This window comes from Tabrizicola soli (assembly GCF_015999335.1).
GTDB lineage: Bacteria > Pseudomonadota > Alphaproteobacteria > Rhodobacterales > Rhodobacteraceae > Tabrizicola > Tabrizicola soli.
Genome location: NZ_JAEACP010000014.1, coordinates 68,807 through 93,615, shown reverse-complemented (window position 1 = coordinate 93,615; position 24,809 = coordinate 68,807). Strand labels below are relative to the sequence as shown.

At 69.7% G+C, this 24,809-nt stretch carries 27 protein-coding genes; 23 read left to right on the top strand and 4 right to left on the bottom strand.

Annotated elements, in window-relative coordinates; all coding sequences use genetic code 11:
- Positions 1-64 precede the first annotated feature (64 nt).
- From I7S92_RS14285 to I7S92_RS14270, 4 genes are all read left to right on the top strand, one after another.
- The gene (locus tag I7S92_RS14285) at positions 65-547 is read left to right on the top strand and encodes a group III truncated hemoglobin (protein WP_197645506.1); all 483 of its coding nucleotides are present in this window, start codon (positions 65-67) and stop codon (positions 545-547) included.
- Complete coding sequence (locus I7S92_RS14280; RefSeq protein WP_197645504.1) at positions 525-1,007, top strand: hemerythrin domain-containing protein; 483 nt, start codon at positions 525-527, stop codon at positions 1,005-1,007. Before I7S92_RS14285 ends, I7S92_RS14280 begins: the two co-directional genes overlap by 23 nt.
- Positions 1,008-1,079: 72 nt before the next feature.
- Positions 1,080-2,099, top strand: a complete 1,020-nt coding sequence (locus I7S92_RS14275) for an NAD(P)H-dependent flavin oxidoreductase (RefSeq protein WP_197645495.1) — start codon at positions 1,080-1,082, stop codon at positions 2,097-2,099.
- Positions 2,096-2,767 (top strand): 5-formyltetrahydrofolate cyclo-ligase, encoded by a 672-nt coding sequence (locus I7S92_RS14270; protein ID WP_242070212.1) that lies wholly within the window; start codon positions 2,096-2,098, stop codon positions 2,765-2,767. The genes I7S92_RS14275 and I7S92_RS14270 overlap by 4 nt, the downstream gene beginning before the upstream one ends.
- A 10-nt stretch (positions 2,768-2,777) precedes the next feature.
- Here I7S92_RS14270 and rnk read toward each other — a convergent pair whose 3' ends face one another.
- Positions 2,778-3,185 carry a nucleoside diphosphate kinase regulator gene (rnk, locus tag I7S92_RS14265; RefSeq protein WP_197645493.1) on the bottom strand — a complete coding sequence of 136 codons (408 nt, stop codon included), beginning with the start codon at positions 3,183-3,185 and terminating at the stop codon, positions 2,778-2,780.
- 315 nt (positions 3,186-3,500) lie between these two features.
- On the opposite strand from rnk, the gene I7S92_RS14260 reads away from it, so the two are divergent.
- Positions 3,501-5,801: a Tex family protein gene (locus I7S92_RS14260; protein WP_197645491.1), complete on the top strand. Its 2,301-nt coding sequence runs from the start codon at positions 3,501-3,503 to the stop codon at positions 5,799-5,801.
- A 12-nt stretch (positions 5,802-5,813) separates the two neighbouring features.
- Entirely contained in the window at positions 5,814-6,665 is an 852-nt protein-coding gene (locus I7S92_RS14255) for a class I SAM-dependent methyltransferase (RefSeq protein WP_197645489.1), read from the top strand.
- Between the two features lie 7 nt (positions 6,666-6,672).
- On the opposite strand, the gene tldD is transcribed toward I7S92_RS14255, so the two are convergent.
- A complete protein-coding gene (tldD, locus tag I7S92_RS14250; RefSeq protein ID WP_197645487.1) occupies positions 6,673-8,094 on the bottom strand; it encodes a metalloprotease TldD in 1,422 nt (473 codons plus the stop codon).
- Between the two features lie 257 nt (positions 8,095-8,351).
- Here tldD and coxB point away from each other — a divergent pair, with 257 nt between their 5' ends.
- The 10 genes from coxB to I7S92_RS14200 all read left to right on the top strand — a co-directional run bounded on the left by coxB (position 8,352) and on the right by I7S92_RS14200 (position 17,518).
- The gene (coxB, locus tag I7S92_RS14245; protein WP_197645485.1) at positions 8,352-9,263 is read left to right on the top strand and encodes a cytochrome c oxidase subunit II; all 912 of its coding nucleotides are present in this window, start codon (positions 8,352-8,354) and stop codon (positions 9,261-9,263) included.
- Positions 9,264-9,334: 71 nt separating this feature from the next.
- Positions 9,335-10,279, top strand: a complete 945-nt coding sequence (gene cyoE, locus I7S92_RS14240) for a heme o synthase (RefSeq protein WP_197645483.1) — start codon at positions 9,335-9,337, stop codon at positions 10,277-10,279.
- The gene (locus I7S92_RS14235; protein ID WP_197645481.1) at positions 10,279-10,482 is read left to right on the top strand and encodes a cytochrome c oxidase system small membrane protein; all 204 of its coding nucleotides are present in this window, start codon (positions 10,279-10,281) and stop codon (positions 10,480-10,482) included. Before cyoE ends, I7S92_RS14235 begins: the two co-directional genes overlap by 1 nt.
- Entirely contained in the window at positions 10,479-11,072 is a 594-nt protein-coding gene (locus tag I7S92_RS14230) for a cytochrome c oxidase assembly protein (protein ID WP_197645479.1), read from the top strand. The genes I7S92_RS14235 and I7S92_RS14230 overlap by 4 nt, the downstream gene beginning before the upstream one ends.
- A 26-nt stretch (positions 11,073-11,098) precedes the next feature.
- Complete coding sequence (locus tag I7S92_RS14225) at positions 11,099-11,947, top strand: cytochrome c oxidase subunit 3 (protein ID WP_197645477.1); 849 nt, start codon at positions 11,099-11,101, stop codon at positions 11,945-11,947.
- 65 nt (positions 11,948-12,012) lie between these two features.
- A complete protein-coding gene (locus tag I7S92_RS14220) occupies positions 12,013-12,681 on the top strand; it encodes an SURF1 family protein (protein ID WP_197645475.1) in 669 nt (222 codons plus the stop codon).
- 10 nt (positions 12,682-12,691) lie between these two features.
- Positions 12,692-14,080: a threonine synthase gene (thrC, locus tag I7S92_RS14215; RefSeq protein ID WP_197645473.1), complete on the top strand. Its 1,389-nt coding sequence runs from the start codon at positions 12,692-12,694 to the stop codon at positions 14,078-14,080.
- Positions 14,081-14,231: 151 nt separating this feature from the next.
- Entirely contained in the window at positions 14,232-15,491 is a 1,260-nt protein-coding gene (locus tag I7S92_RS14210) for a M16 family metallopeptidase (RefSeq protein WP_197645471.1), read from the top strand.
- Positions 15,491-16,075, top strand: a complete 585-nt coding sequence (locus I7S92_RS14205) for a GNAT family N-acetyltransferase (RefSeq protein ID WP_197645469.1) — start codon at positions 15,491-15,493, stop codon at positions 16,073-16,075. The genes I7S92_RS14210 and I7S92_RS14205 overlap by 1 nt, the downstream gene beginning before the upstream one ends.
- A gap of 33 nt (positions 16,076-16,108) precedes the next feature.
- Positions 16,109-17,518, top strand: a complete 1,410-nt coding sequence (locus I7S92_RS14200; RefSeq protein WP_197645467.1) for an FAD-binding oxidoreductase — start codon at positions 16,109-16,111, stop codon at positions 17,516-17,518.
- Between the two features lie 219 nt (positions 17,519-17,737).
- On the opposite strand, the gene I7S92_RS14195 is transcribed toward I7S92_RS14200, so the two are convergent.
- The gene (locus I7S92_RS14195; RefSeq protein WP_197645465.1) at positions 17,738-18,271 is read right to left on the bottom strand and encodes an adenine phosphoribosyltransferase; all 534 of its coding nucleotides are present in this window, start codon (positions 18,269-18,271) and stop codon (positions 17,738-17,740) included.
- 8 nt (positions 18,272-18,279) lie between these two features.
- Positions 18,280-19,146 (bottom strand): S-methyl-5'-thioadenosine phosphorylase, encoded by an 867-nt coding sequence (locus I7S92_RS14190; protein ID WP_197645463.1) that lies wholly within the window; start codon positions 19,144-19,146, stop codon positions 18,280-18,282.
- Between the two features lie 105 nt (positions 19,147-19,251).
- On the opposite strand from I7S92_RS14190, the gene I7S92_RS14185 reads away from it, so the two are divergent.
- From I7S92_RS14185 to I7S92_RS14155, 7 genes are all read left to right on the top strand, one after another.
- Positions 19,252-19,887, top strand: coding sequence for a nucleoside/nucleotide kinase family protein (locus tag I7S92_RS14185; protein WP_197645461.1), 636 nt, complete (start codon positions 19,252-19,254; stop codon positions 19,885-19,887).
- Positions 19,888-19,963: 76 nt separating this feature from the next.
- On the top strand, positions 19,964-20,266 hold the full coding sequence (locus tag I7S92_RS14180; RefSeq protein WP_197645459.1) for a hypothetical protein: 303 nt from the start codon (positions 19,964-19,966) through the stop codon (positions 20,264-20,266).
- A 184-nt stretch (positions 20,267-20,450) separates the two neighbouring features.
- Positions 20,451-21,614, top strand: a complete 1,164-nt coding sequence (locus tag I7S92_RS14175) for a peptidoglycan glycosyltransferase FtsW (protein WP_197645457.1) — start codon at positions 20,451-20,453, stop codon at positions 21,612-21,614.
- Between the two features lie 88 nt (positions 21,615-21,702).
- Positions 21,703-22,797, top strand: a complete 1,095-nt coding sequence (locus I7S92_RS14170) for a UDP-N-acetylglucosamine--N-acetylmuramyl-(pentapeptide) pyrophosphoryl-undecaprenol N-acetylglucosamine transferase (RefSeq protein ID WP_197645455.1) — start codon at positions 21,703-21,705, stop codon at positions 22,795-22,797.
- The gene (gene murC / locus I7S92_RS14165) at positions 22,794-24,203 is read left to right on the top strand and encodes a UDP-N-acetylmuramate--L-alanine ligase (protein WP_197645454.1); all 1,410 of its coding nucleotides are present in this window, start codon (positions 22,794-22,796) and stop codon (positions 24,201-24,203) included. Before I7S92_RS14170 ends, murC begins: the two co-directional genes overlap by 4 nt.
- 79 nt (positions 24,204-24,282) lie before the next feature.
- On the top strand, positions 24,283-24,540 hold the full coding sequence (locus tag I7S92_RS14160; RefSeq protein WP_197645453.1) for a DUF2484 family protein: 258 nt from the start codon (positions 24,283-24,285) through the stop codon (positions 24,538-24,540).
- Positions 24,537-24,782 carry a DUF2484 family protein gene (locus I7S92_RS14155; RefSeq protein WP_197645452.1) on the top strand — a complete coding sequence of 82 codons (246 nt, stop codon included), beginning with the start codon at positions 24,537-24,539 and terminating at the stop codon, positions 24,780-24,782. The genes I7S92_RS14160 and I7S92_RS14155 overlap by 4 nt, the downstream gene beginning before the upstream one ends.
- Positions 24,783-24,809: the final 27 nt, after the last annotated feature.

Genomic DNA, 24,809 nt, shown 5'->3' with positions numbered 1-24,809 from the left:
AATAGGTATTTACAGTACCTATTGGCGGGACTAGACAGGGGTTCAAGCAGGACCGGACCCCGCCATGTCTTTCGACCGCCCCGCCATCATCTCTGCCCGCCCCGCCCTGACCGCCGAGCTCATGGAAAGGACCGGGCTGGACGAGGAGATCCTGCGCCGTCTGGTCCACCGCTTCTACGACCGCGTCCGCGCCGATGCGCTGCTGGGGCCGATCTTCGCCGCGCGCATCCGCGATTGGGGGCCGCATCTCGACCGGATGGTGGAATTCTGGTCCTCGGTCGCGCTGATGACCGGGCGCTATCATGGCGCCCCGGTGCCGGCCCATGCCACGCTGCCGGTGGACTGGACGCATTTCGACCGCTGGCTCACGCTGTTCCGCGCAACGGCCGGGGAGGTCTGCCCGCCCGCGGGCGCCGCGCATGTGATCGAGCGGGCCGAGCGGATCGCGCGCTCGCTGCACATGGCGGTCCAGGATGCGGGCCGGGCCGCCTCGGCGGTGCCGGCGCTGCGTGGGGGAGGGGCGGATGGACGCGACGGATCGGCATGAGGCTCTGGCCGCGCTGACGCGGCATATCGAGAGCCGGTATCACGCCCGCCACCGCGAACAGCTGCCCGCGCTCGTGGCCCTGGCCGAACGGGTCGAGGACGTGCATTTCGGCGACGAGGACCTGCCCGAGGGCCTGTCCCTCCTCTTGCGCCGCCTGATCGGCGAACTTGAGGTCCACATGAAGAAGGAGGAGCTTCTTCTCTTTCCCGCGATCCGGCGGGGGGGTCTGCCGGGAACCGCCGAAAAGGTCGCGGCGATGCGGGCCGACCATGAGGACCACGCGCAGGAGCAGGCCGAGATCCGCCGCCTGACCCGGAACCTGACCCTGCCGGGGGGCGCCTGCCGGACCTGGGCCGCGCTTTACGCCGGGCTGGAGGAATTCCTGGCCGATCTTTCCGAACATATCCGGCTGGAGAACGACGAGCTGTTCCCGCCCTTCGAGGCATCGACAGATGCCTGAGCCGGATGCAACCATGCGCCGCAGGCGGCGTTGACCAGCGCCGGTCGCCGGCCGGCATCAGGAGGGGGAGCGATGGCGAACACGACCGGGCGGCTGCGCAGGCCGCTGTGCGATCTTCTGGGGTGCGAGGTCCCGATCCTTCTGGCCGGGATGGGCGGCGTCGCCCGCTGGGAACTGGCGGCGGCGGTGGCCAATGCCGGGGGCTACGCCATGCTGGGCATGGTGCGCGAAAGCCCCGAGCTGATCGAGACCGAGGTCCGCGCGCTCCGCGCCGCGACGGACCGGCCCTTCGCGGTGAACGTGATCCCTTCGGCCACCGATCCCGCGCTGCTCGACCGGCAGATCGCGCGCTGCCTCGATCTGGGGGTGCGCGCCTTCACCTTCTTCTGGGACGTGGTGCCCGAGACCGTCGCCCGGGTGAAGCGCGAGGGCTGCCTGGTCCTGCATCAGGTCGGCACGCCCGAGGCGGCGCGGCAGGCGCAGGACGCCGGGGCCGACGTGCTGATCACCCAGGGGATCGAGGCCGGGGGCCATGTCCACGGCCGGATCGGCGCCTTCGCCCTGGCCGAGGAGGTGCTGCGGACGGCGCGGGTGCCGGTGGTCGTCTCGGGCGGGGTCGGCAGCGGGCGCGGCCTTGCGGCGGCCCTGGCGCTGGGCGCTCAGGGGGTGCAATGCGGCACCGCCTTCCTCGCCACGACCGAGGCCTTCGCGCATGACTACCACAAGGACCGCGTCGTCGCCGCCGGCGGCGGGGATACGGTGCTGACCGATGTCTTCGTGCTGAACTGGCCCAGGGGGGCCGCCGTGCGGGTGATCGGCAACAGCATCACCGAAGGGCTGGGCGACCGGCTGCTGGGCCACGATCCGGCGACGCTGCCGCGTGAGGTGATCGCGCATGACAGCGGCCAGCCTCTCCTGCGCTACAGCACCGATTCCCCGATGCGCCACACCACCGGCGCGCTGGAGGAGATGGCGCTTTACGCCGGCCAGGGCGCGGGGTCGATCCGCGAGGTGATCCCGGCGGCCGAAAGGCTGAACCGGATGGTGGCCGAGGCCGAGTCCTGCCTGGCCGCACTGGAGGAACGGCAATGACCGGAAAGACCTATGCCTCGCCGCCCTGCATGGCCGCCGAGGTGGACCCGACCTATTTCGATCCGCTGGCCGTCGATCCCGAACAGGCCCGCGACGTCGCGCGCTGGCGCAAGGCCGAGCGGGCGCGCCTGCGGGCCGAGCGCGACGCGCTGCCGGTGTCCGCGCGGCAGGAGATCGGCGCCGCCATCGCCTCCCATCTCGCCCGCTTCCTGCGCGGCCATTTCGGCGAGATGCGCGGCCGCGTCTTCTCGGGCTACTGGCCGATCAAGGGCGAGCCCGACCTGCGCCCGCTCTTGGCCGAACTGCACGAGGCCGGGGCGCTGGTCGCCCTGCCGCTGGTCGAGGTGAAGGCATCCCCCCTGGTCTTCCGGCGCTGGACGCCCGGAACGCGGATGGTGCGCGGCGACTGGAACATCCCGGTGCCGCCGCCCGACGCCCCGGTGGTCACGCCCGAGATTTCGCTCGCGCCGGTGGTCGGCTGGACCGGGGACTGCTACCGGCTGGGCTATGGCGGCGGCTATTTCGACCGCACATTGGCCAGCCTGTCGCCGCGGCCCTTCACCATCGGCATCGGCTTCCAGTCGGCCCGGCTGGCGACGATCTATCCCCAGCCGCACGACATCCGGCTGGACGCGATCCTGACCGAGGCGGGTCCGGTCGCCCGCTAGACTGCGAGCGTCAGACCGAGACCGGCGTGGGCGGCTGGACCGACAGAACCGTCAGCTCGCGCCGCTCGCCGGTGCGGGTCTCCCAGGGAAAGCGCGCCCCGGCCTTCAGGCCCAGAAGCGCCACGCCGATCGGGGTCAGCACCGAGACGCGGCCCGCGCCGATGTCGGCCGCCTCGGGCCAGACCAGGGTCGCCGATTGCTCCTGTCCGGTACTCTCGTCGCGCCAGGTGACCGAGCTGCCGATCCCGGCCACATCGGCGGGCATCTTCGCGGCCGGAACGATGCGGGCGCGCGACAGTTCCTCCAGCAGACGCTCGGCCAGGGCCGGCATCCGGGCGGCCGCACCCTCGACCAGCTTCTCCAGGTGGTCGAGGGTTTCCTGGGCGATGACGATCTGGGGGCGGGTGGTTCTGGACATGGCGGGACTCCTTGGGTGCGATCGGCCGTCTTGCGGCACCGGAACTGACAGGAAGGGGGAAAGGGACGCGTGCCCCGGACGGCGGATCAGCGCAACCGCGTCGCCGCCCGGGGTCGGGCGCGACCTTGCGGAAATCCGGCAAAGGGCCGGGTCCTGCGCAGGGGAAAACAGCTGATCATTCCGACAAGATAGGCATTGCCGCGCCGAAGTCCATGCCGCATCACGCGAATTGCGGCTGGCATCCCGGCGGCGGACCTGCCTTCACCTCGCCTCCTCTCTTGGTTAGTCTGCCCGCCCCAACCGACGAGGATTCGCATGAGCCTGACCCAGATCCCCCGCCTGATCGCCGCCGAGATCGGGGCCACGCCCCAGCAGGTCAGCGCGGCGGTCGAGCTTCTGGATGGCGGCGCGACGGTGCCCTTCGTCGCCCGCTACCGGAAAGAGGTGACGGGCGGCCTCGACGATACCCAGTTGCGCAAGCTGGAGGAGCGCCTGGGCTATCTGCGCGAGCTGGAGGCGCGGCGGGCGGCGATCGTCGGCTCGATCACCGAGCAGGGCAAGATGACCGAGGCGCTGGCGAAGTCCATCGCCGGGGCGGGGACCAAGGCGGAGCTGGAGGACATTTACCTGCCCTACAAGCCGAAGCGCCGGACCAAGGCGATGATCGCGCGCGAGGCCGGCTTGCAGGGGCTTTACGACGCGATCGTCGCCGACCGTTCGGCAGAGCCGGCGGCGCTGGCGGCGGGCTTCCTGTCGGAAGGCTTCCCGGATGCCAAGGCCGCGCTGGAGGGTGCGCGCGACATCCTGGCCGAGGGGCTGAGCGAGGATGCCTCGCTTCTGGGCCGCTTGCGCGACCACATGCGCAAGGCGGGGAAGCTGGCAGCGAAGGTCGTGGCCGGGAAAGAGGCGGCGGGGGCCAAGTTCTCGGACTATTTCGCCCATAGCGAGGAGTTCAGCCGGGTGCCGAGCCACCGGGCGCTGGCGATGTTCCGCGGGCGGAACGAGGAGGTGCTGGTGCTGGACCTCGAGATCGACGCCGAAGCCCCCCGCGGCGAAAGCCCGTCCGAACGGGCCTGCGGCGCGGCGGTGGGGGCCGCGGAGCAGGGACCGGGCGACAGGTGGCTGCGCGAGGCGGCGGCCTGGGCCTGGCGGGTGAAGCTGAAGACTTCGCTGACGCTGGACCTGATGGCCGAGCTGCGCGAGGCGGCCGAGGCCGAGGCGATCCGGGTCTTTGCGCGCAACCTCAAGGACCTGCTACTGGCGGCCCCGGCGGGGGGGAAGGCGACGATGGGACTGGACCCCGGCATCCGCACCGGCGTCAAGGTCGCGGTGGTGGATGCGACGGGCAAGCTGGTGGCGACGGATACGGTCTATCCGTTCCAGCCGAGGATGGACCTTAAAGGGGCGCAGGTGGCGATTGCGAAGGCGATCGGGCAGCACGGGGTGAAGCTGATCGCCATCGGCAACGGCACGGCCAGCCGGGAGACGGAGAAGCTGGTGACGGACCTGCTGGCGCTGCTGCCTTCGGGGGCGGAGAAGCCGGTGAAGGTGGTGGTGTCGGAAGCCGGGGCCTCGGTCTATTCGGCGAGCGAGTTGGCGGCGCGGGAGTTTCCGGAGCTGGACGTGTCTTTGCGCGGCGCGGTCAGCATTGCCCGGCGCTTGCAGGACCCGCTGGCGGAACTGGTGAAGATCGAGCCGAAGGCCATTGGCGTCGGGCAGTACCAGCATGACGTGGACCAGCATCGGTTGGCCAAGTCGCTGGACGCGGTGGTGGAGGATGCGGTGAACGGGGTGGGAGTGGATTTGAACACCGCTTCCGCTCCGCTGCTGGCGCGGGTGTCGGGGGTGGGGCCGGGGCTGGCCGAGGCCATCGTCGCCCATCGCGATGCCAATGGGCCGTTTGCAACCCGGAAGGAGTTGCTGAAGGTCGCGCGGCTGGGGCCGAAGGCCTTCGAGCAGGCGGCGGGCTTCCTGCGGATCAGCGGGGGGAAGGAGCCGCTGGATGCCTCGTCCGTGCACCCGGAAGCCTATGACGTGGCGCGGAAGATCGTCGCGGCCTGCGGGCGGGACATCCGCAGCCTGATGGGCGACGGGGAGGCCTTGAAGAAGCTGAACCCGGCCGCGTTCGTGGACGACCGCTTCGGGCTGCCGACGGTGAAGGACATTCTCGCGGAGCTGGAAAAACCCGGCCGCGACCCCCGGCCCAGCTTCAAGACCGCCACCTTCACCGAAGGGGTGGACGAGATCACCGACCTCAGGGCCGGGATGGTGCTGGAGGGCACGGTGACCAACGTGGCGGCCTTCGGGGCCTTCGTGGACATCGGCGTGCATCAGGACGGGCTGGTGCATGTGAGCCAGTTGTCCGACAGCTTTGTCAAGGACCCCCATGCGGTGGTGAAGGCCGGGGATGTGGTCAAGGTCCGGGTGGTCGAGGTCGATGTGGGGCGGAAGCGCATCGGGCTGACGATGAAGTCGGACGGCGGGGCGAGCGCCAAGGATCAGGCGCGGGAGCGGGGACCTGCGGCGGGCAAGCCGGTGCGGGGGCCGATGCAGGCGGGGCCGCAGCGGGGCGGGAATGCCTTTGCGGATGCGTTGAAGGGCAAGTTCGGGCGCTGAACGGAGGCGGGCATGTCGGGGGCGAATGCAGAGCAGCACACGTTCTGGAACGATGCGCCCGGTCGCGCCTGGGTGGCTCAGCAACCGGCGATGGACCTCTTGATGCGGAACGTGACCGCACTGGTCATGGCCGAGGCCGCACCGCTTTCCGGCCAGCATGTGCTGGACGTGGGCTGCGGCGCGGGAGCGCTGACGCTTGCGGCGACAAGGGCGGTGGGGCCGCAGGGCAGGGCGCTGGGTGTCGACATCTCGGCCCCGCTCCTCGCCCGTGCCGAGGAATTGGCCAGGGCCGAAAGCCTGGCACAGGTCGGGTTCCTGCGGGCCGATGCGCAGGATCATGGCTTCGCGCCCTCCGCGTTCGACCTGGTCCTGTCGCGCTTCGGGGTGATGTTCTTCGCCGATCCGGTGGCGGCGTTTATGAACCTTGCCCGGACGATGCGGCCGGGCGGGCGGATGGTGCTGGCGGTCTGGGGCCGGGCCGCGGCGAACCCGTTCTTTGCGACGCCGGGGCGGATCGGCGCCGCTCGCCTTGGTCCACCACCGCCGTCGGACCCCGATGGCCCCGGCCCGATGGCGTTCTCCGACATTCCCCGCGTGCTGGGCATCTTGCATGCGGCGGGTTTGCAGGCCGAGGGCCGGGCGGTCGACCTGACGCTGGACCACCCCGGCGGCCTTGAGCCGGTCCTTGACCTCATGTCGAACCTCGGCGGCCTGCCGCGGCTGTTGCGCGACACGGGCGGCACGGCGGAGGACCTGGCGGCGATCCTGGCGGCGCTGCGCGAGGAATGGGCGGGTCTGGTCGGGGACGACGGCTGCCTGCGCATCCCCGCCGAGATCAACCTTTACACCGCCACGCGGGTCTGAGGCCGCTTCAGGCCGCGGCGCCGCCGACCGTCAGCCCCTGGATCATGAGCGTCGGCTGGCCCACGCCGACCGGGACCCATTGCCCGGCCTTGCCGCAGTTGCCGATGCCGGGGTCGAGTTGCAGGTCGTTGCCGATGGCGCGGATGCCCTTCAGCGCGGTCGCGCCGTCGCCGATCAGGGTCGCGCCCTTCACCGCCTCGCCCACCACGCCGTTCCGCACCCGGTAGGCCTCGGTGCAGCTGAACACGAACTTGCCGGAGGTGATGTCGACCTGACCGCCGCCGAAGCCCACAGCGTAGATGCCGTCCTTGAGCGAGGCCACGATCCCGGCGGGGTCGTCCTTGCCCGCCAGCATGTAGGTGTTGGTCATCCGCGGCATCGGGATATGGGCGAAGCTTTCGCGGCGCCCGTTGCCGGTGGGGGCGACGCCCATCAGGCGGGCGTTTTGGCGGTCCTGCATGTAGCCCACCAGGACGCCGTCCTCGATCAGCACGTTCCGGGCCGAGGGTGTGCCCTCGTCGTCGATGGAGATCGAGCCGCGGCGGTCGGGGATTGTGCCGTCATCAAGGACAGTCACGCCTTTCGACGCGATCTGTTTCCCCATCAGCCCAGCGAAGGCCGAGGTTTCCTTGCGGTTGAAGTCGCCCTCCAGCCCGTGGCCGATGGCCTCGTGCAGAAGGATGCCGGGCCAGCCGGGGCCGAGGACGACGTCCATCACGCCGGCGGGGGCTTCGACCGCGCCAAGGTTCACGCGGGCGATGCGCAGGGCCTCGGCGATCATCGGCTTCCAGGTCCCGGGCGACATGAGTTCGGCGAGGCCATGGCGGCCGCCCTTGCCCATGCCGCCCTGTTCGCGGCGGCCGTTCTCCTCGATCATCACCGAGACGTTCAGGCGGGCCATCGGGCGGATGTCGGCAAGGCGGGTGCCCTCGGGGCGCAGGATTTCCACCTCTTGCAGGCTCGCCGAAAGCGTTGCCGAGACCTGCACCACGCGGGGGTCGAGCGCGCGGGCATGGGCGTCGATCTCGCGCAGAAGGTCGATCTTCACCGGGAAGGCGGCGTCGGCCATCGGGTCGTCAGGGCGGTAGAGGCGGGTGTTGGTGCCGCGCGGCGGGGGAGCCAGGGTGCCGCCGCCCGCGCCCACGGCGAGGCGGGCGGTCTCGGCGGCGCGGCGGAGCGCGGTCTCGCTGATCTCGGTCGAATGGGCGTAGCCCGCGACCTCGCCCCGGACGGCGCGGAGGCCGAAGCCTTGGGAGGCGTCGTAGGTCGCTTGCCGGATGCGGCCGTCGTCCAGCACGATGGTCTCCGCCCGGCGGCGTTCGAGGAAAAGCTCGCCGTCGTCGGCCCCGGCGGTCGCCTCGCGCAGGGTGGCGAGGGCGGCGGGCTCGTCGAGGTGGGTGTCGAAGGGGCGGAAGGGGGCGTCGGTCATCGCGGGCCTCTGGCGGAAGGGCAGGGGCCAGAGATGGGACGTGCCGCGGGTCCGGTCAAGGCGGAAAGCCCGGCGGGGGGATCGGGCGGGCGCGGGGACCCGACCCTGCGCCCGGGCCCGGCCGGGGGGTGCGACACTTTTGCTTGTCCCGGCCGGGCGAATATGGTTTGAGGACAAAAGGAAACAGCGGGATTCTGCCGGAAAGGCAGGGCCCGAAAAAAGGCGGCGACAGGCCGCCATGCGAACGGGATACAGACATGCGCCTTTCCACTGTGATGACCGGCATTGCAGCCCTTGGCACCACCGCTTTTGCGGCTGGAACGGCCTTTGCGCAGCAAGCTCTTGAAATCGTTGGGCAGCCGGTGGACGGCTTGATGGGGTTCCAGCCTGCCGCGACCGAGGGCGCGCGCGATCTGCACTGGCTGGACGACATGATCCTCTACATCATCACGGCGGTCGTGATCCTGGTCGTCGCGCTGCTGCTGTTCGTGATCCTGCGCTACAACCGTCGTGCGAACCCCACTCCGGCGCGTTTCACCCACAATTCGCCGCTGGAAGTGGCATGGACCCTGATTCCGGTCGTCATCCTGGTCGTCATCGGGGCCTTCTCGCTGCCGATCCTGTTCAAGCAGCAGGAGATCCCGGTGGGCGAGGTCACGATCAAGGCGACCGGCTTCCAGTGGTACTGGAACTATGAATATGTCGACGAGGGCGTGAGCTTCGACAGCTACATGATCGGCTCGCCTGCGACCGGCGGCACCAACATGATGACCCCCGAAGTCGAGGCGCAACTGGTCGAGGCGGGCTATACCAAGGAGCAGTTCCTGCTGGCCACCGACACCGCGGTCGTCGTGCCCGTGGGCAAGGTCGTCGTGGTCCAGGTGACCGGCGCCGACGTGATCCATTCCTGGAAGGTTCCGGCCTTCGGCGTGATGCAGGACGCGGTTCCCGGCCGCACCGCCGCGCTGTGGTTCAAGGCCGACCGCGAGGGCATCTATTTCGGCCAGTGCTCGGAACTTTGCGGCCAGATGCATGCATACATGCCGATCACGGTCAAGGTCGTGTCGGAGGCCGCCTATGCCGAGTGGCTGGCCAAGGCCAAGACCGGCGACGTGCAGCTTTCGGCGGTAAAGACCCCGGCCGAAGTGCAGGTCGCCGCGAACGACTGAGCCGCAGCCAGACTGCAACGATCTGACGGGGGTTTGCCAGGGCTGGCCCCCTTGCAGCAGACGGAGCCGGAATGAGCGATATCGGAGCATATCAGGGCGCGACCCAGACCCCGCACGAGGCGGGGTTCGGCGATTATGTCGAATTGCTGAAGCCGCGCGTCATGTCGCTGGTGGTCTTCACCGCGCTGGTCGGCCTGCTGGTCGCCCCGGTCGGGCTGCACCCGGTCGAGGCTTTCGCCGCGATCCTGTTCATCGCGCTGGGCGGCGGGGCTTCGGGCGCGCTGAACATGTGGTGGGATGCGGACATCGACGCGGTGATGAAGCGCACCGCGCGGCGGCCGATCCCCTCGGGACGGATCCCGGCGGGCGAGGCGCTGGCGCTGGGGCTGGCGCTCTCGGGCTTCAGCGTGGTGATGCTGGGGCTGGCGACCAACATGGCCGCGGCGGGACTTCTGGCCTTTACCATCTTCTTCTATGCCGTGGTCTATTCGATCTGGCTGAAACGCTCGACCCCGCAGAACATCGTGATCGGCGGCGCGGCCGGGGCCTTCCCGCCGATGATCGGCTGGGCGGCGGCGACGGGTTCCGTCTCGCTGGAGGCGGTGCTGATGTTCGCGCTGATCTTCATGTGGACCCCGCCGCATTTCTGGGCGCTGGCGCTGTTCATGAAGGAAGACTACCACGCGGCGGGCGTGCCGATGCTGACGGTGACGCATGGCCGCAAGGCGACGCGGCGGCATATCCTGGTCTACACGATCCTGCTGGCGCCCTTTGCGCTGGGCGCGGCGCTGACCGGGATCGGCGGGCCCTTGGCGCTGGCGGTGGCGGTGGGGCTGAACCTGTGGTTCCTGGTCGGCGCCCTGCGCATCTGGCGCCGGGACGAGGCCATGGCCGTGGCCGACAATTACGCGGCGGAAAAGTCCTTTTTCCGCTTCTCGCTGCTGTATCTTTTCCTGCATTTCGCCGCCTTCCTGGTCGAGGCGCTGCTGAAGCCCTACGGGCTGGGGGGCTGGTGATGGCCTTCCCGCCGCAGCACGAGCTGCACAAGCGCCGCTTCAGCCGCAACCTGGGCCTCGGCTTGACGCTGGCGGCCTTCGTGGCCCTGGTCTTCGCGCTGACCGTGGTCAAGGTGACGCGGGGCGAGATGACCCCGACCCCGATGGCGCCCGCGGCCATGGCCCCGGCGGAACAGCCCGCGGCAACGGGGGACGCGCCATGATCTTCCCGCGCCTGCAGGGCCCGAACCGCACGATGGTGAAACTGGTCGCCCTGGTGGTGACCATGGCCTCGCTCTCCTTCGCGGCGGTGCCGTTCTACGACTGGTTCTGCCGCGTCACCGGCTATGCCGGCACGACCTCGGTGGCCGAGGCCGGCTCGGATGTGATCCTGGAGCAGACCGTGAAGGTGCGTTTCGACGCCTCGCTGGAGCAGGGAATGCCCTGGACCTTCCGACCCGTCGCCCCCTTCATGCAGATCCGGATCGGCGAGACCGGCCTTGCCTTCTACGAGGCGCACAACCCGACCGACCGCGTGGTCGCGGGCACGGCCAGCTTCAACGTCTTCCCCTATGCCGCCGGGGGCTATTTCACCAAGATCGAGTGTTTCTGCTTCACCCAGCAGGTGCTGCAGCCCGGCGAGACGGTGCAGATGCCGGTCAGCTTCTACATCGATCCTGAAATCGTCGATGATCCCGAAGGGAAGTTTGTGCGCGAGATCGTGCTGAGCTATACCTTCCACGAAACCCCGCTGCCTGCCGGACAGGCCGCGCTGGAAACTTCCGCCGCAGAGAACGCAGCTGCGGTGAACTGAGAAAAGAAACGAGGGAACCGCCGGCCATGGCTCACGCAAAGAACCACGATTACCACGTCCTGCCGCCGTCGATCTGGCCGCTTCTGGGGGCTGTCACGGCTTTCGCGATGCTGTTCGGCGCGGTGCTGGGGATGCATACGCCGGATGCGACGCCGGACAATGGCTATACCTTCGTCGATTTCGCCAGCGGCTACTGGCTGTTCCTGGCCGGCCTCGCCGGGGTGCTTTACGTCATGTACGCCTGGTGGGCGGAAGTCGTGCACGAGGGCCAGACCGGCGACCATACCCCGGTCGTGCGCCTGGGCCTGCGCTATGGCTTCATCCTGTTCATCATGTCGGAAGTGATGTTCTTCTCGGCCTGGTTCTGGACCTTCTTCAAGCACCGACTCTATCCGATGGGGCCGCAGTCGCCCGCCGTCGACGGCCCCTGGCCGCCCGCCGGGATCGAGACCTTCGACCCCTGGCACCTGCCCTTCATCAACACGCTGATCCTGCTTCTGTCGGGCTGCGCCGCGACCTGGGCGCACCATGCCCTGGTGCATGAGAACAACCGCCGCGACCTGGTGAACGGGCTGATCCTGGCCATCGGTCTGGGCTTCATCTTCACCCTCTTGCAGGCCTATGAATACAGCCACGCCGCCTTCGGCTTCGCCGGCAACATCTACGGCGCCTCGTTCTTCATGGCGACCGGCTTCCACGGCTTCCACGTCATCATCGGGACGATCTTCCTGACCGTCTGCCTGATCCGCGCGCTGAAGGGCCATTTCACCCCCGAGCAGCATGTCGGCTTCGAGGCCGCGGCCTGGTACTGGCACTTCGTCGACGTGGTCTGGCTGTTCCTGTTCGCCGCCATCTACGTCTGGGGCCAGGGCTGATCCCTTTCCCCGAAGCACCAACCCGCGCGGGCCTTCGGGCCTGCGCCTTCATTTCCGGATGACCGATGCGCCGCTATTTCTTCCCCGTCCTCATGGGCATCGTCGGGGTCGCCGTGCTGATGAGCCTTGGCTTCTGGCAGCTGGAGCGGATGCGGGAAAAGCGCGCCTATCTGGACGAGATCGAGGCCCGGATCCACAATGCCCCGATCCCCTTGCCGGAGGTGCCCGAGGAAGGCCGCGACAAGTTCCAGGCGGTGTTCGCCGAGGGGCGGTTCACCGGGGAGTATCTGGAGGTCCTGGCGGGCCAGACCGGGGCAAGTCCCGGCGTGCTGATGATCGAGGCCTTCGAACTGGTGGGCGGGCGCAGGATCCTGGTGCAGCGGGGGTTCATCGAGGACGAAGCCCGCGCGGTGCCGCGAAGCGCGGCCGAGGCCCGGATCGAGGGCAACCTGCACTGGCCGCAGGATGCCAATGCCGCGACCCCGCCGCCGGATGCGCGGACCGGGCTGTGGTTCGCCCGCGACGTGGCGGCGATGGCCGCGCGGCTGGGGACCGAGCCGACGCTGATCGTGGCGAGCAAGCCCACCGGCGACGGGATCACCCCGCTGCCCGTCGATGCTTCGGGCATCCCCAACGACCATTGGGGCTATGCGATCCAATGGTTCCTGCTTGCGGCCAGCTGGGCGGGGATGACACTGTTCCTTCTCTGGCGTATCAGGGGCCGGAACGACTGAAGGCAAGATCATGCGCTACATCTCGACTCGCGGCACCGCTCCCGTCCTCGGCTTCGGCGAGGCGATGATGACCGGGCTGGCGCGGGACGGCGGGCTTTACGTTCCCGAAACCGTGCCGGAGTTCAGCCATGCCGAGATCGCGGCGCTGGCGGGGGCCCCGTATGAGGAGGTCGCGTTCAAGGTGATGCGGCCCTATCTGGGCGGGTTCTTCACCGACGACGAGTTCCGGGGGCTGATCGCAAAGGCCTATGAGGGTTTCCACCACGCGGCCCGGGCGCCCTTGGTGCAGCTCGGGTCGAACCATTTCCTGCTGGAGCTGTTCCACGGGCCGACGCTGGCCTTCAAGGACTTCGCCATGCAGCTGATCGGGCAGATGATGCAGGCGGCGCTGGCCCGGACCGGGGAGCGGATCACCATCGTCGGCGCGACGAGCGGAGACACCGGCTCGGCGGCGATGGAGGCGTTCCGGGGGCTGGCCAATGTGGATGTGTTCATCCTGTTCCCGCATGGTCGAGTCAGCGAGGTGCAGCGGCGGCAGATGACCACGCCCTCCGAGGCGAATGTCCATGCTTTGGCCATCGACGGCGATTTCGACGACGCCCAGGCGCGGGTGAAGGACATGTTCAACGACTTCGCCTTCCGCGACGGGGTGCGGCTGGCAGGGGTGAACAGCATCAACTGGGCGCGGGTGCTGGCGCAGGTGGTGTATTACTTCTACGCCGCCACGGCGCTTGGCGCGCCGCACCGGGCGGTCGGCTTCACCGTGCCAACGGGGAATTTCGGCGACATCTTCGCGGGCTATATCGCCCGGCGGATGGGGTTGCCGATCGACCGGCTGGTGATCGCGACGAACCAGAACGACATCCTCGACCGGGCGCTGCGCCTGGGCGAGTACCGGACGGACGGGGTCCGGCCCTCGATCAGCCCTTCGATGGACATCCAGGTCTCGTCGAACTTCGAACGCGCGCTGTTCGATGCCTATGGCCGCGACGGCGCGGCGGTGGCGGCGCTGATGGGCGAGCTGAAGGCCGGGGGCTTCCGGATCAGCCAGGGTGCGCTGGAGATGCTGCGGGGAACTTTTGCGTCTGGCCGCTGTTCCGAGGACGAGACGCTGGCGGTGATCGCGCGGCATTACCGGACGACTGGAGAGCTGCTCTGCCCGCATTCCGCGGTGGGGGTGAAGGTGGCCGAGGAGCATGTCGGCCTTGCCCCGATGATCACGCTGGCGACGGCGCATCCGGCGAAGTTCCCCGATGCGGTGGAACGTGCCACGGGCGTGCGGCCGGGCCTGCCGCCGCATATGGCGGACCTCTTCGGGCGGGCCGAGCGGGTGACGCGGGTGCCGAACGATCTTGGCGCGCTGCAGGCCCTGGTGCGCGAGAGGGTCGCTCGTCGATGACTTCGTCACTCCTCGCTGCGGGTCCGCTTTCCGACGAGAAGACGAAGTCGCACGAGGAGGGGTCGTCCGGGAAGGGTGCGGGCGCGCCCCTTTCCCAAGCCGCGCCGGGGCTGTATCACCGGGCCATCCGACAGAACCACTGGACCGCATCTTGACCCAGAAGCTCCATACCCTGACCAACGGCTTTCGCATCGTCACCGAGGCGATGCCGGGGCTGCAATCGGCCTCGGTCGGCCTCTGGGTCGAGGCCGGGGGACGGCACGAGACGGCCGAGCAGAACGGCATCGCGCATTTCCTGGAGCATATGGCCTTCAAGGGGACGCGCCGCCGCAGCGCGTTGCGGATCGCCGAGGAGATCGAGGATGTGGGCGGCTATATCAACGCCTATACCAGCCGCGAGATGACAGCCTATTACGCCCGGGTGCTCTCGGGCGACGTGGTCATGGCGCTGGACGTGATCGCCGACATCGTGCTCAACCCCCTGTTCCGCAAGGCCGATATCGAAACCGAGCGCCATGTGATCCTGCAGGAGATCGGCCAGGCGCTGGACACCCCGGACGACATCATCTTCGACTGGCTGCATGAGGTGAGCTATCCCGGCCAGAGCTTCGGCCGCACCATCCTCGGGCCGGCGGAGCGGGTCTCGACTTTCCGCAGGGCGGATTTCGAGGCCTTCACCGGGGCGCATTACGGCCCGGACCAGATGATCCTCTCGGCCGCGGGCGGCGTGGAGCATGACGCCATCGTCGCTGCGGCGGAGCGGATCTTCGGCGGGCTGAAGCCGGTGGGCAAGTCGGCGATGGAGCCGGCGCGCTTCGAGGGCGGCGAGCGGCGCGAGGTCAAGGACCTGGAGCAGGTGCATTTCGCGCTGAGCTTCGAGGGGCCGGGCTACCGCGACGACAAGGTCTATGCCGCGCAGGTCTATGCGACCGCGATGGGGGGCGGCATGTCCAGCCGCCTGTTCCAGAAGATCCGCGAGGACCGGGGCCTGTGCTATTCGATCTATGTCCAGTCGGCGGCCTATGAGGATACCGGGCAGGTCACGATCTATGCCGGAACCTCGGAGGCCGAGATCGGGGAACTCACCCAGCTGACGCTGGACGAGCTGAAGCGGGCGGCCGGGGACATGACCGAGGCCGAGGTCGCGCGGGCGCGGGCGCAGCTGCGGGCGGGGCTGCTGATGGGGCTGGAAAGCCCGACCAGCCGGGCGGAACGCAATGCGCGGCTCCTCTCGATCTGGGGCCGGGTGCCGGATGTGGCCGAGGCGGTGGCGAAGATCGACGCGGTGGATACGGCGGCGGTGCGCGCCTATGGCGCCGAGCTGACCGGGGCACGCTCGGCGCTGGCGGTCTACGGGCCGGTTGCGGGCGCGCCGGGGATCGAGGCGATCCGGAAGGGGCTCGCCGCCTGATGCTGGGGCTGAAGCGCCGCGTCCGGGTCGAGACCGAGCGCATGACGCTGCGCCTGCCCGAACATGGCGACTGGCGGCAATGGTCCGCGCTGCGCGAGGCCTCGGCCGAGTTCCTGATCAGATGGGAGCCGGTCTGGGCCAATGACCACCTGACGCGGCGGGCCTTCACCAACCGGGTCTACTGGGCGCAGCGGGCCGAGGCGCAGGGCACCGCGCTGCCGATGCTGCTGATCCGGCGCGAGGACCAGCAGCTGCTTGGCGCGCTGACCCTGGACAACATCCGCCGGGGGCCGGCGCAGACCGGGACCTATGGCTACTGGATCGGCGCGGCCTTCGTGCGGCAGGGCTACATGCGCGAGGCGATCCTGGCGCTGACGCATCACGCCTTCACCCGGATGGACCTGAGCCGGATCGAGGCCGCCTGCCTGCCGGAGAATGCCGCCTCGCGCGGGGTGCTGGAACGCTGCGGCTTCAAGTACGAGGGCGTGGCGCAGAGCTATCTGCAGATCAACGGCCGCTGGCGCAACCATGTGCTTTACGCCAACCTGCGCGGCGACCGGCGCGGGCGGACGGATGTGGGCTGATGCCGGTCCGGACTGTGGGAAGGAGCCTTCTGGATGCTGAACCCCTGCGATCCCGCCTTTGTCGCCCGGCTGGAGGCGCTTCTGCCGCCCGGCCGGATCATCGCGCCCGAGCCGCGCCATCTGGAGGAGCCGAGGGGCCGCTGGCAGGGCCGGGCGGGCGCCGTCGCCCGGCCCGAAACCACCGCCGAGGTCGCGGCGTTGCTGCGGACCTGCTTCGAGGCCGGGGTGGGCGTGGTGCCCTGGGGCGGGGGGACGGGGCTGGTCGGCGGGCAGGTGATGACCGGCGGTCCCGCGCCGCTCGTGCTGTCGCTGGAGCGGATGACCCGGCTGCGTGGCGCCTTCGCGCAGGAGAATGCGCTGGTGGTCGAGGCGGGGATGATCCTGGCCGAGGTGCAGGCCGAGGCGGCGCGGATCGGGCGGCTTTTTCCGCTGACGCTGGCGAGCCAGGGCAGTTGCCGGATCGGCGGGAACCTCGCGACCAATGCCGGGGGGGTGCATGTGCTGCGCTATGGCAACACGCGCGAGCTTTGCCTGGGGCTGGAGGCGGTGCTGCCGGACGGGACGCTATTCAACGGGCTGGCGCGGCTGCGCAAGGACAATGCGGGCTATGACCTGCGCGATCTCCTGATCGGCTCGGAGGGGACGCTGGGGGTGATCACGGCGGCAAGCCTGCGGCTGTTCCCGGTTCCGGCGGCCGAGGTGGTGGCGCTTCTGGCGGTGCCGTCGCCCGCCGCCGCGCTGACGCTGCTGTCGCTGGCGCAGGAGCGGCTGGCGGGCATGGTCTCGGCCTTCGAGCTGATCGGGCGGACGGGGTTCGACTTCCTGGCCGAGACCCTTCCTGCGGTCCGCCCGCCCTTCGATCCGGTGCCGGACTGGATGGTCCTGGTCGAGCTGGGCCTGCCGCAGGGCCTTGAGCCGCAGGCCGCGATGGCGGGGCTTTACGAGGCGGCGGCGGGCCGGGGGCTGGTGACGGACGGGGTGATTGCGGGTTCGGTGGCGCAGGGGCGGGCGCTGTGGCAGCTGCGCGAGCTGATCCCCGAGGGCAACCGGCGGATCGGGGCGGTGTCGAGCCACGACATCTCGCTGCCCCTGTCGGCGATCCCCGGCTTCATCGCGGCCGCGCCCGGGGCGATCCGCGAGTTCGGCGCCTTCCGGGTGAACTGCTTCGGCCATCTCGGCGACGGCAACCTGCACTGGAACGTCTTTCCGCTGCCGGGACACGGCCGGGGCGAGCACGAGGCGGTGCGCGAAAGGGTGAAGGACGCGGTGCATGACCTGGTCCATTCGCTGGGCGGGTCGGTTGCGGCCGAGCATGGGGTGGGGCGGCTGAAGCGGGGCGATCTGGCGCGCTATGGCGATCCGGGAATGCTGGCGGCGATGCGGGCGATCAAGGCGGCGTTGGACCCGCGCGGGATCATGAACCCGGGCGCGGTGCTGGACTAGGTTACCCCGCCGCAAGAGGATACCTGCGACGGGGTGCTTCGGGGTGTGTGGGTCGCGCTGTGGGTAGCAGCGCCGCCGGAGTGGGTAGCTCCGACAGGGACAGGTCTAGGGCGATTCTGTTTCAGGACGGTTAACGCGGGCCCCTTGCAGCGGCCGGCGCGACGATTTCCTGGCGGAAATCGTGACGGAGTTCGGGAAACTCCGGGTCGCGCCCGGTTTTCAGAGCCCCTCGAAGGCGCAAAGGGCGTGGACCTCCAGCCCCATCGCCTCGAGCCTGCGGCGGCCGCCGAGGTCGGGCAGGTCGACGATGAAGGCGCAGCCCACCACCTCGGCCCCGAGCCGCTCGATCAGGCGGATGCCGGCTTCGGCCGTGCCGCCGGTGGCGAGCAGGTCGTCGACGAGCAGCACCTTCTCGCCAGGTTGCAGGGCGTCGTCATGGATCTCGATCACGGCCTCGCCGTATTCCAGCTTGTAGGGCTGGGCGATGGTGCGGCCGGGAAGCTTGCCCTTCTTGCGGATCGGGACGAAGCCGGTCGCCAGCCGATAGGCCACAGCACCGCCCAGGATGAAGCCGCGCGCCTCCAGCCCGGCGACCCTGTCGATCCGCCTGGCCCGGTGCGGCGCGACGAGCTGGTCGATGCAGAGGCGGAAACCCTGGGGGTCGGCGAAGAGGGTGGTGACGTCGCGGAACAGGATCCCCTCGTGCGGGAAGCCGGGGATGGTGCGGATGTAGTCCTTGACGGTCTTCTGCATCGGATCCTTCAGAGCAGGCGGGCCGCGATGGCGTCGAGTTTCGCGACGAGGCCGGGGTCGCGCCGTTCGGGGGCGGTCATCAGCGCATGGGTCAGGGCATGGTCGCAGCCCTGCGGGCAGGCCGGGCGGTCGGGGTCGAGGAGTGCGGGCAGGCGCGCGACCAGCCCGCGCGCGGCGGCGGCATTGGCCTGGACCACGGCGACAACCCCGGCGACGTCGACCGCGCCGTGGCTTTCGTGCCAGCAGTCATAATCGGTGACCATGGCGAGCGAGGCATAGCAGAGCTCGGCCTCGCGGGCGAGGCGGGCCTCGGACATGCCGGTCATGCCGATCACCTCCGCGCCCCAGGCGCGATACATCCGGCTTTCGGCGCGGGTGGAGAACTGCGGGCCCTCCATCGACAGATAGGTCGCGCCGGCGTGGAGGGTCAGGCCCGCCTCCCGCGCCGCCCGGGCGACCAGTGCGCCGAGGCGGGGGCAGGTCGGGTCGGCGAGGCTGACATGGGCGACGAGGCCGGGGCCGAAGAAGCTGGGCGGGCGGCGGGTGCTGCGGTCGATGAACTGGTCGACGAGGACGAAATCGCCGGGCGCGAAATCCTCGCGCAGCGAGCCCACGGCCGAGACGGCGAGGATGTCGGTGCAGCCCAGCCGCTTCAGCGCGTCGATATTGGCGCGGTAGGGGACGGAGGCCGGGTCGAGGACATGGCCGCGCCCGTGGCGGGGCAGGAAGGCCAGGGGCAGGCCGCCGAGCCGGCCGGTGAGGATCTCGTCCGAAGGCTGGCCCCAGGGCGTCGCGACCCTGGTCCAGGCGGCAGATTCCAGCCCGTCGATCTGGTAGACGCCGGATCCGCCGATGATGCCGAGCATGGTCTGCATGGGTCCCCCTGGTGACGGGCGGCAGGATAGACGGGGGCCGTGGCAGGGGGAAGGGCTTGCGCGCGGGGCCGGGGACCGGCATCCTCTCGCGAAAGAGGGGCGTGGATGGTGCAGGCGATCGATCTGGCGGGGCTCGCCGATGTGCTGGAGGCGCGGGCGGCGGGCGGACGGGTGATCCTGGCGATCGCCGGGGCGCCGGGCTCGGGCAAGTCGACGCTGGCGGAGAAGCTGGTGGGCAAGCTGAACGGCCGCCGCGCCGGGATGGCGGCGGTCCTGCCGATGGACGGCTTTCATTACGACGACCTGCATCTGGTGCCGGCGGGGCTGCGGCCACGCAAGGGGGCGCCGCAGACCTTTGACGTGGGCGGGCTTCGCCACACGCTCTCCCGCCTGCGCGCCCGCGACGAGGCCGAGGTGGCGGTCCCGGTCTTCGACCGCAAGCTCGAGATCGCCCGGGCCGGCGCGCGGCTCATCCCGGCCGAGGTGGCGGTGATCGTGGTCGAGGGCAACTATCTGCTGCTGGACCAGGCCCCCTGGGACCGGCTGCGGCCGATGTTCGACCTGACCGCGATGGTCGATGTCGCCGAACCCGTGTTGCGCGCCCGGCTGCGCGGCCGCTGGGAGCGGCTGGGCCTGAGCGAGGGCGATATCCGGGCGAAGCTGGACGACAACGACCTGCCGAACGGACGGCTGGTCCGCGAGGGGTCGTCTCCGGCGGACTACCGGCTGGCGAATGGCTGAGACCGCGCGGCTGCGGCTGGGCGGGTGAGATCTTCGCTCGCTGTCGGCACGCCATGCGGCGCGGCGGTCTGGCGGGATGGTCCACCACCTTCTGCCGCGCCTGGCGCTGGGAGACCCGTGCGGCCTCGTGCCCGGCGCGGGCGCGGTCCTGTTCGGCGCGCGCGGCCTCCTGGCGGCGGGTCGCTTCCGCGCGTCCGGCGACGCGCTGCCGTTCGACCAGCGCGAGGCGGTCGGCCTCGGTGCCGGTCGTCTCGGCGATGGAGCCGACCGCAAGCATCAATGCCGGCCGTTTGCGGGTAAGCTTCAGCGAATTCAGATCCATGCCTGGCATCACGCAACCCCCCGGTTTGTCCGCTGCACTCGACGGCCGCCCGGTTGACGAAGGGTGAATCCCCAGCCGTCCGATCCGGCGAATTGCATCGGCCTCTCGCTTTCACGCCGTCCGCCACGGCGGCGAGACCGTATTCCCGCTGGCCTTGAACACGATTTGCCGCTAACCTTCCGGCCAAGACCCGGGGGCACACCCGGGCTTGAGGCAGAACAGGCATAGCAGGCGGTTTCCCATGACTGAGATGGTCTATGGCTCCAATCCCGTTCGGGTATCGGAGCCGGTCATTCCCCGCTGGTGGAGGACGATCGACAAATGGACGCTGACCTCGGTCTTCGTCCTGTTCGGGATCGGGCTTCTCCTGGGGCTGGCGGCCTCGGTGCCGCTGGCGACGCGCAACGGGCTGGAGCCGTTCTATTATGTCCAGCGCCAGGCCGTCTTCGGCGGGGTCGCGCTGGCGGTGATGATCGCGATCTCGACGCTGTCGCCGGCGCAGGTGCGGCGGCTGGGGGTGCTGGGCTTCGCGGTTTCGATGCTGGCGCTGATGCTCTTGCCGGTGCTGGGCACCGATTTCGGCAAGGGCGCGGTGCGCTGGTTCAGCTTCGGCTTCGCCTCGGTCCAGCCCTCCGAGTTCCTGAAGCCCGGCTTCGTCGCCGTGGTGGCCTGGCTGATCGCTTCGGGCCAGGATCTGAACGGACCGCCGGGCAAGACGATCTCCTTCGCGCTGACGCTGATGGTGGTGGGCTTCCTGGCGATGCAGCCGGACTTCGGCCAGTCAGCGCTGATCGTCTTTGCCTGGGGGGTGATCTATTTCGTCGGCGGTGCGCCGATGACGCTGATCGTCGTCGTGGGCGGGATCGTGGCGCTGAGCGGGCTGGCCTTCTATGAATCCTCGGAACATTTCGCCCGCCGGATCGACGGGTTCCTGTCGCCGGACGTCGATCCGCGCACGCAACTGGGCTATGCGGCGAACGCGATCCAGGAGGGCGGGTTCTTCGGCGTCGGCGTCGGCGAGGGCCAGGTGAAATGGTCGCTGCCCGACGCGCATACCGACTTCATCATCGCGGTCGCGGCCGAGGAATACGGGCTGATCCTGGTCCTGGCGATCCTGGCGCTGTACGGGATCATCGTCGTCCGCTCGCTGGGTCGCCTCCTTGCCGAGCGCGATCCCTTCGCGCGGCTGGCGGGCACGGGGCTGGCCTGCATCTTCGGGGTGCAGGCGATGATCAACATGGGCGTGGCGGTGCGGCTGCTGCCGGCCAAGGGGATGACGCTGCCCTTCGTGAGCTATGGCGGCTCCTCGGTCATTGCGGCGGGGATCACGATGGGGATGCTGCTGGCGCTGACCCGGTCGCGGCCGCGCGGGCAGATGAGCGACGTCTTCCGGCGGGGGCGCTGATGGGTGTTCTGACCGTGAGCCCCCCCATCCCGGCCCTCCCCCACGGAAGGGGGAGGGAGGCGCCTGACGCCGCCGGAGGTGCGGGACGATGAGCGGGAAGCTTCTGTTGATCGCTGCGGGAGGGACGGGCGGGCACATGTTCCCGGCGCAGGCCCTGGCCGAGGCGATGCTGGCGCGCGGCTGGCGGGTGAAGCTCTCCACCGACGAGCGCGGCGCGCGCTATGCGGGCGGGTTTCCGCAGGCGGTGACGGTCGAAAGGGTCGCCAGCGCCACCTTCGCGCGGGGGGGCGCTGCGGCCAAGCTGCTGGCGCCGTTCCGGATTCTGGGCGGAGTGCTGGGGGCGGTCGTCTCGCAGCTGCGCGACAGGCCGGCGGTGGTGGTGGGGTTCGGCGGCTATCCCTCGATCCCGGCGCTGACGGCGGCCTGGGTTTTGCGGCGGCCCCGGATGATCCATGAGCAGAACGGGGTGCTGGGCCGGGTGAACCAGGTCTTCGCCGGCAAGGTGGACCGGGTGGCCTGCGGCACCTGGCCGACCGAACTGCCCGAGGGCGTGAGCGGCGAGGCGACCGGCAACCCGGTCAGGCAGGCGGTGCTGGAGCGGGCGGGGGCCCCCTATATTCCGCCGGGGGACTACCCGATGGCGATGCTGGTGATCGGCGGCAGCCAGGGGGCGCGGATCCTGTCCGAGCTGGTTCCGGCGGCGGTGGCGCTGTTGCCCGAGGCGTTGCGCGGAAACCTGCGTATCGCCCACCAGGCGCGGGACGAGGATGCGACGCGGGCGGCGGTGGCCTATCAGGCGGCGGGCGTCCGGGCCGAGATCGCCCCCTTCTTCGCCGACATTCCGCGCAGGCTTTCCGAGGCGCAGCTGGTGATCAGCCGCTCCGGCGCCTCCTCGGTTGCGGATATCTCTGTGATCGGGCGTCCGGCGATCCTGATCCCCTATGCGGCGGCGACCGCGGACCATCAGGCGGCGAATGCGAAGGGGCTGGCTGACGCGGGCGCGGCGGTGGTGATCCGGGAGAATGCGCTTGACGCCGCCGCTCTCGCGGGCCACATCGCCGCGATCCTGAATGACCCGCACCGGGCCGAGACGATGGCCCGTAACGCTTTGGGCGAGGGAAAGCCCGATGCGACCGCCCGATTGGTGGCGCTGGTCGAAGACTTAGGCGGAGAAACGCAATGAACGCAGCAACCAAGCTTCCGCTGGAACTGGGCCCCATCCATTTCGTCGGCATCGGCGGCATCGGCATGTCGGGCATCGCGGAAGTGCTGATCACGCTGGGCTATGCCGTGCAGGGCTCGGATGCGAAGGCGTCGAAGATCACCGACCGGTTGGTGACGCTGGGCGCGCGGTTCTTCGAGGGGCAGCGGGCCGAGAATATCGGCGAGGGCGTGTCGGTGGTGGTGATCTCCAGCGCGATCAAGAAGGGCAACCCCGAGCTGGAGGAAGCGCGGCGGCGCAAGCTGCCGGTGGTGCGCCGGGCAGAGATGCTGGCCGAGCTGATGCGGCTGCGGTCGAACATCGCGATTGCCGGGACGCATGGCAAGACGACGACGACGACGATGGTGGCGACCTTGCTCGACAAGGGCGGGTTCGATCCGACGGTGATCAACGGCGGGGTGATCCATGCCTATGGCTCGAACGCGCGGGCCGGGGCGGGGGAGTGGATGGTGGTGGAGGCGGACGAGTCCGACGGCAGTTTCAACCGCCTGCCCGCGACCATCGCCATCGTCACCAACATCGACCCCGAGCATATGGAGCATTGGCACACCTTCGACGCGCTGCGGAAGGGGTTCCTGGATTTCGTCTCGAACATCCCGTTCTATGGGCTGGCGGTCTGCTGTACCGATCATGCGGAAGTGCAGGCGCTGGTCGGGCGGGTGACGGACCGCCGGGTGGTGACCTTCGGCTTCAACGCCCAGGCCGATGTGCGGGCGGTGAACCTGACCTATGAGAACGGTGTCGCCCATTTCGACATCGCGTTGCAGGGCGAGGGGCAGGTGATCGAGGGCTGCACCCTGCCGATGCCGGGGGACCACAACGTCTCGAACGCCCTGTCGGCGGTGGCGGTGGCGCGGCATCTGGGGATGAAGAAGGACGAGATCCGCGAGGCCCTGGCCGGTTTCGCCGGGGTCAACCGGCGGTTTACCCGGGTGGGCGAGGTGAACGGGGTCACGATCATCGACGATTACGGCCACCACCCGGTCGAGATCGCGGCGGTGCTGAAGGCCGCGCGGCAGGCGACGAAAGGGCGGATCATCGCCATCCACCAGCCGCACCGCTATTCGCGCCTCAGCCATCTCTTCGAGGAGTTCTGCACCTGCTTCAACGAGGCGGATGTTGTCGCCATCGCCGATGTCTATGCCGCGGGCGAGGAGCCGATCCCCGGCGCCTCGCGCGATGATCTGGTCGCGGGGCTGATCGCGCATGGCCACCGCCATGCCAGGGCGCTGCTGGACGAGGCGGATCTTGCGCGGCTGGTGAAGGAACAGGCCCGGCCGGGCGACATGGTGGTCTGCCTCGGGGCGGGCACGATCAGCGCCTGGGCCAATGCGCTGCCGGCGCGGCTGATGGGTGCGGCGGCATGAGGCAGGGCAAGACTTTTCCAGAAGTCTTGCAAATTCCTTCGAAGGAATTTGGGTCCGGGCCGGGAGAGGGCCGAGCGGCATGAGCGCGGCCCTGATCCTTGGCTGTCTGTGGGTGCTGGCCTCGGCGGTTACGGCGATGCTGCCGATGCGGGCGCAGATGCTGCCGGGGCTGGTGCTGCTTGCCGCCGCGCCGATGCTGCTGGTCTGGATCGGCCGGGAGCACGGCTGGCTTTGGCTGGCGGCCGGGCTTTTCGCCTTCCTGTCGATGTTCCGCCGCCCGCTGGCCTATTTCGCGCGCCGCGCCCTGGGCCGCATCCCGGCGGAGCTGCGCGAATGACGGTGCCGCTTGCGCTCTGCATGGTCTGGCTGATCGCGGCCAATGTGATCGCCATGTTCCCCTCGCGCGATTACCACTGGCGCGCGGCCTATGGGCTGATCGCGGTCGGCGTGCCGCTGCTGGGCTGGATCACCTGGGTGGCGGGGCCCTTCGTCGGCATGGCGATCCTGGCGGCGGGCGCCTCGATCCTGCGCTGGCCGGTGGTCTATTTCTGGCGCTGGCTGCGCCGGCAGGCGGGCTGACCGCTTGTCCCCGGACCCGGCGGCGGC

What these genes read in the sequence shown, in the direction of transcription:
- I7S92_RS14285 (WP_197645506.1), top strand. Translation starts at nt 65, where the DNA reads ATGTCTTTCGACCGCCCCGCCATCATCTCTGCCCGCCCCGCCCTGACC.
- I7S92_RS14280 (WP_197645504.1), top strand. Translation starts at nt 525, where the DNA reads ATGGACGCGACGGATCGGCATGAGGCTCTGGCCGCGCTGACGCGGCAT.
- I7S92_RS14275 (WP_197645495.1), top strand. Translation starts at nt 1,080, where the DNA reads ATGGCGAACACGACCGGGCGGCTGCGCAGGCCGCTGTGCGATCTTCTG.
- I7S92_RS14270 (WP_242070212.1), top strand. Translation starts at nt 2,096, where the DNA reads ATGACCGGAAAGACCTATGCCTCGCCGCCCTGCATGGCCGCCGAGGTG.
- rnk (WP_197645493.1), bottom strand. Translation starts at nt 3,185, where the DNA reads ATGTCCAGAACCACCCGCCCCCAGATCGTCATCGCCCAGGAAACCCTC.
- I7S92_RS14260 (WP_197645491.1), top strand. Translation starts at nt 3,501, where the DNA reads ATGAGCCTGACCCAGATCCCCCGCCTGATCGCCGCCGAGATCGGGGCC.
- I7S92_RS14255 (WP_197645489.1), top strand. Translation starts at nt 5,814, where the DNA reads ATGTCGGGGGCGAATGCAGAGCAGCACACGTTCTGGAACGATGCGCCC.
- tldD (WP_197645487.1), bottom strand. Translation starts at nt 8,094, where the DNA reads ATGACCGACGCCCCCTTCCGCCCCTTCGACACCCACCTCGACGAGCCC.
- coxB (WP_197645485.1), top strand. Translation starts at nt 8,352, where the DNA reads ATGCGCCTTTCCACTGTGATGACCGGCATTGCAGCCCTTGGCACCACC.
- cyoE (WP_197645483.1), top strand. Translation starts at nt 9,335, where the DNA reads ATGAGCGATATCGGAGCATATCAGGGCGCGACCCAGACCCCGCACGAG.
- I7S92_RS14235 (WP_197645481.1), top strand. Translation starts at nt 10,279, where the DNA reads ATGGCCTTCCCGCCGCAGCACGAGCTGCACAAGCGCCGCTTCAGCCGC.
- I7S92_RS14230 (WP_197645479.1), top strand. Translation starts at nt 10,479, where the DNA reads ATGATCTTCCCGCGCCTGCAGGGCCCGAACCGCACGATGGTGAAACTG.
- I7S92_RS14225 (WP_197645477.1), top strand. Translation starts at nt 11,099, where the DNA reads ATGGCTCACGCAAAGAACCACGATTACCACGTCCTGCCGCCGTCGATC.
- I7S92_RS14220 (WP_197645475.1), top strand. Translation starts at nt 12,013, where the DNA reads ATGCGCCGCTATTTCTTCCCCGTCCTCATGGGCATCGTCGGGGTCGCC.
- thrC (WP_197645473.1), top strand. Translation starts at nt 12,692, where the DNA reads ATGCGCTACATCTCGACTCGCGGCACCGCTCCCGTCCTCGGCTTCGGC.
- I7S92_RS14205 (WP_197645469.1), top strand. Translation starts at nt 15,491, where the DNA reads ATGCTGGGGCTGAAGCGCCGCGTCCGGGTCGAGACCGAGCGCATGACG.
- I7S92_RS14200 (WP_197645467.1), top strand. Translation starts at nt 16,109, where the DNA reads ATGCTGAACCCCTGCGATCCCGCCTTTGTCGCCCGGCTGGAGGCGCTT.
- I7S92_RS14195 (WP_197645465.1), bottom strand. Translation starts at nt 18,271, where the DNA reads ATGCAGAAGACCGTCAAGGACTACATCCGCACCATCCCCGGCTTCCCG.
- I7S92_RS14190 (WP_197645463.1), bottom strand. Translation starts at nt 19,146, where the DNA reads ATGCAGACCATGCTCGGCATCATCGGCGGATCCGGCGTCTACCAGATC.
- I7S92_RS14185 (WP_197645461.1), top strand. Translation starts at nt 19,252, where the DNA reads ATGGTGCAGGCGATCGATCTGGCGGGGCTCGCCGATGTGCTGGAGGCG.
- I7S92_RS14180 (WP_197645459.1), top strand. Translation starts at nt 19,964, where the DNA reads ATGGTCCACCACCTTCTGCCGCGCCTGGCGCTGGGAGACCCGTGCGGC.
- I7S92_RS14175 (WP_197645457.1), top strand. Translation starts at nt 20,451, where the DNA reads ATGACTGAGATGGTCTATGGCTCCAATCCCGTTCGGGTATCGGAGCCG.
- I7S92_RS14170 (WP_197645455.1), top strand. Translation starts at nt 21,703, where the DNA reads ATGAGCGGGAAGCTTCTGTTGATCGCTGCGGGAGGGACGGGCGGGCAC.
- murC (WP_197645454.1), top strand. Translation starts at nt 22,794, where the DNA reads ATGAACGCAGCAACCAAGCTTCCGCTGGAACTGGGCCCCATCCATTTC.
- I7S92_RS14160 (WP_197645453.1), top strand. Translation starts at nt 24,283, where the DNA reads ATGAGCGCGGCCCTGATCCTTGGCTGTCTGTGGGTGCTGGCCTCGGCG.
- I7S92_RS14155 (WP_197645452.1), top strand. Translation starts at nt 24,537, where the DNA reads ATGACGGTGCCGCTTGCGCTCTGCATGGTCTGGCTGATCGCGGCCAAT.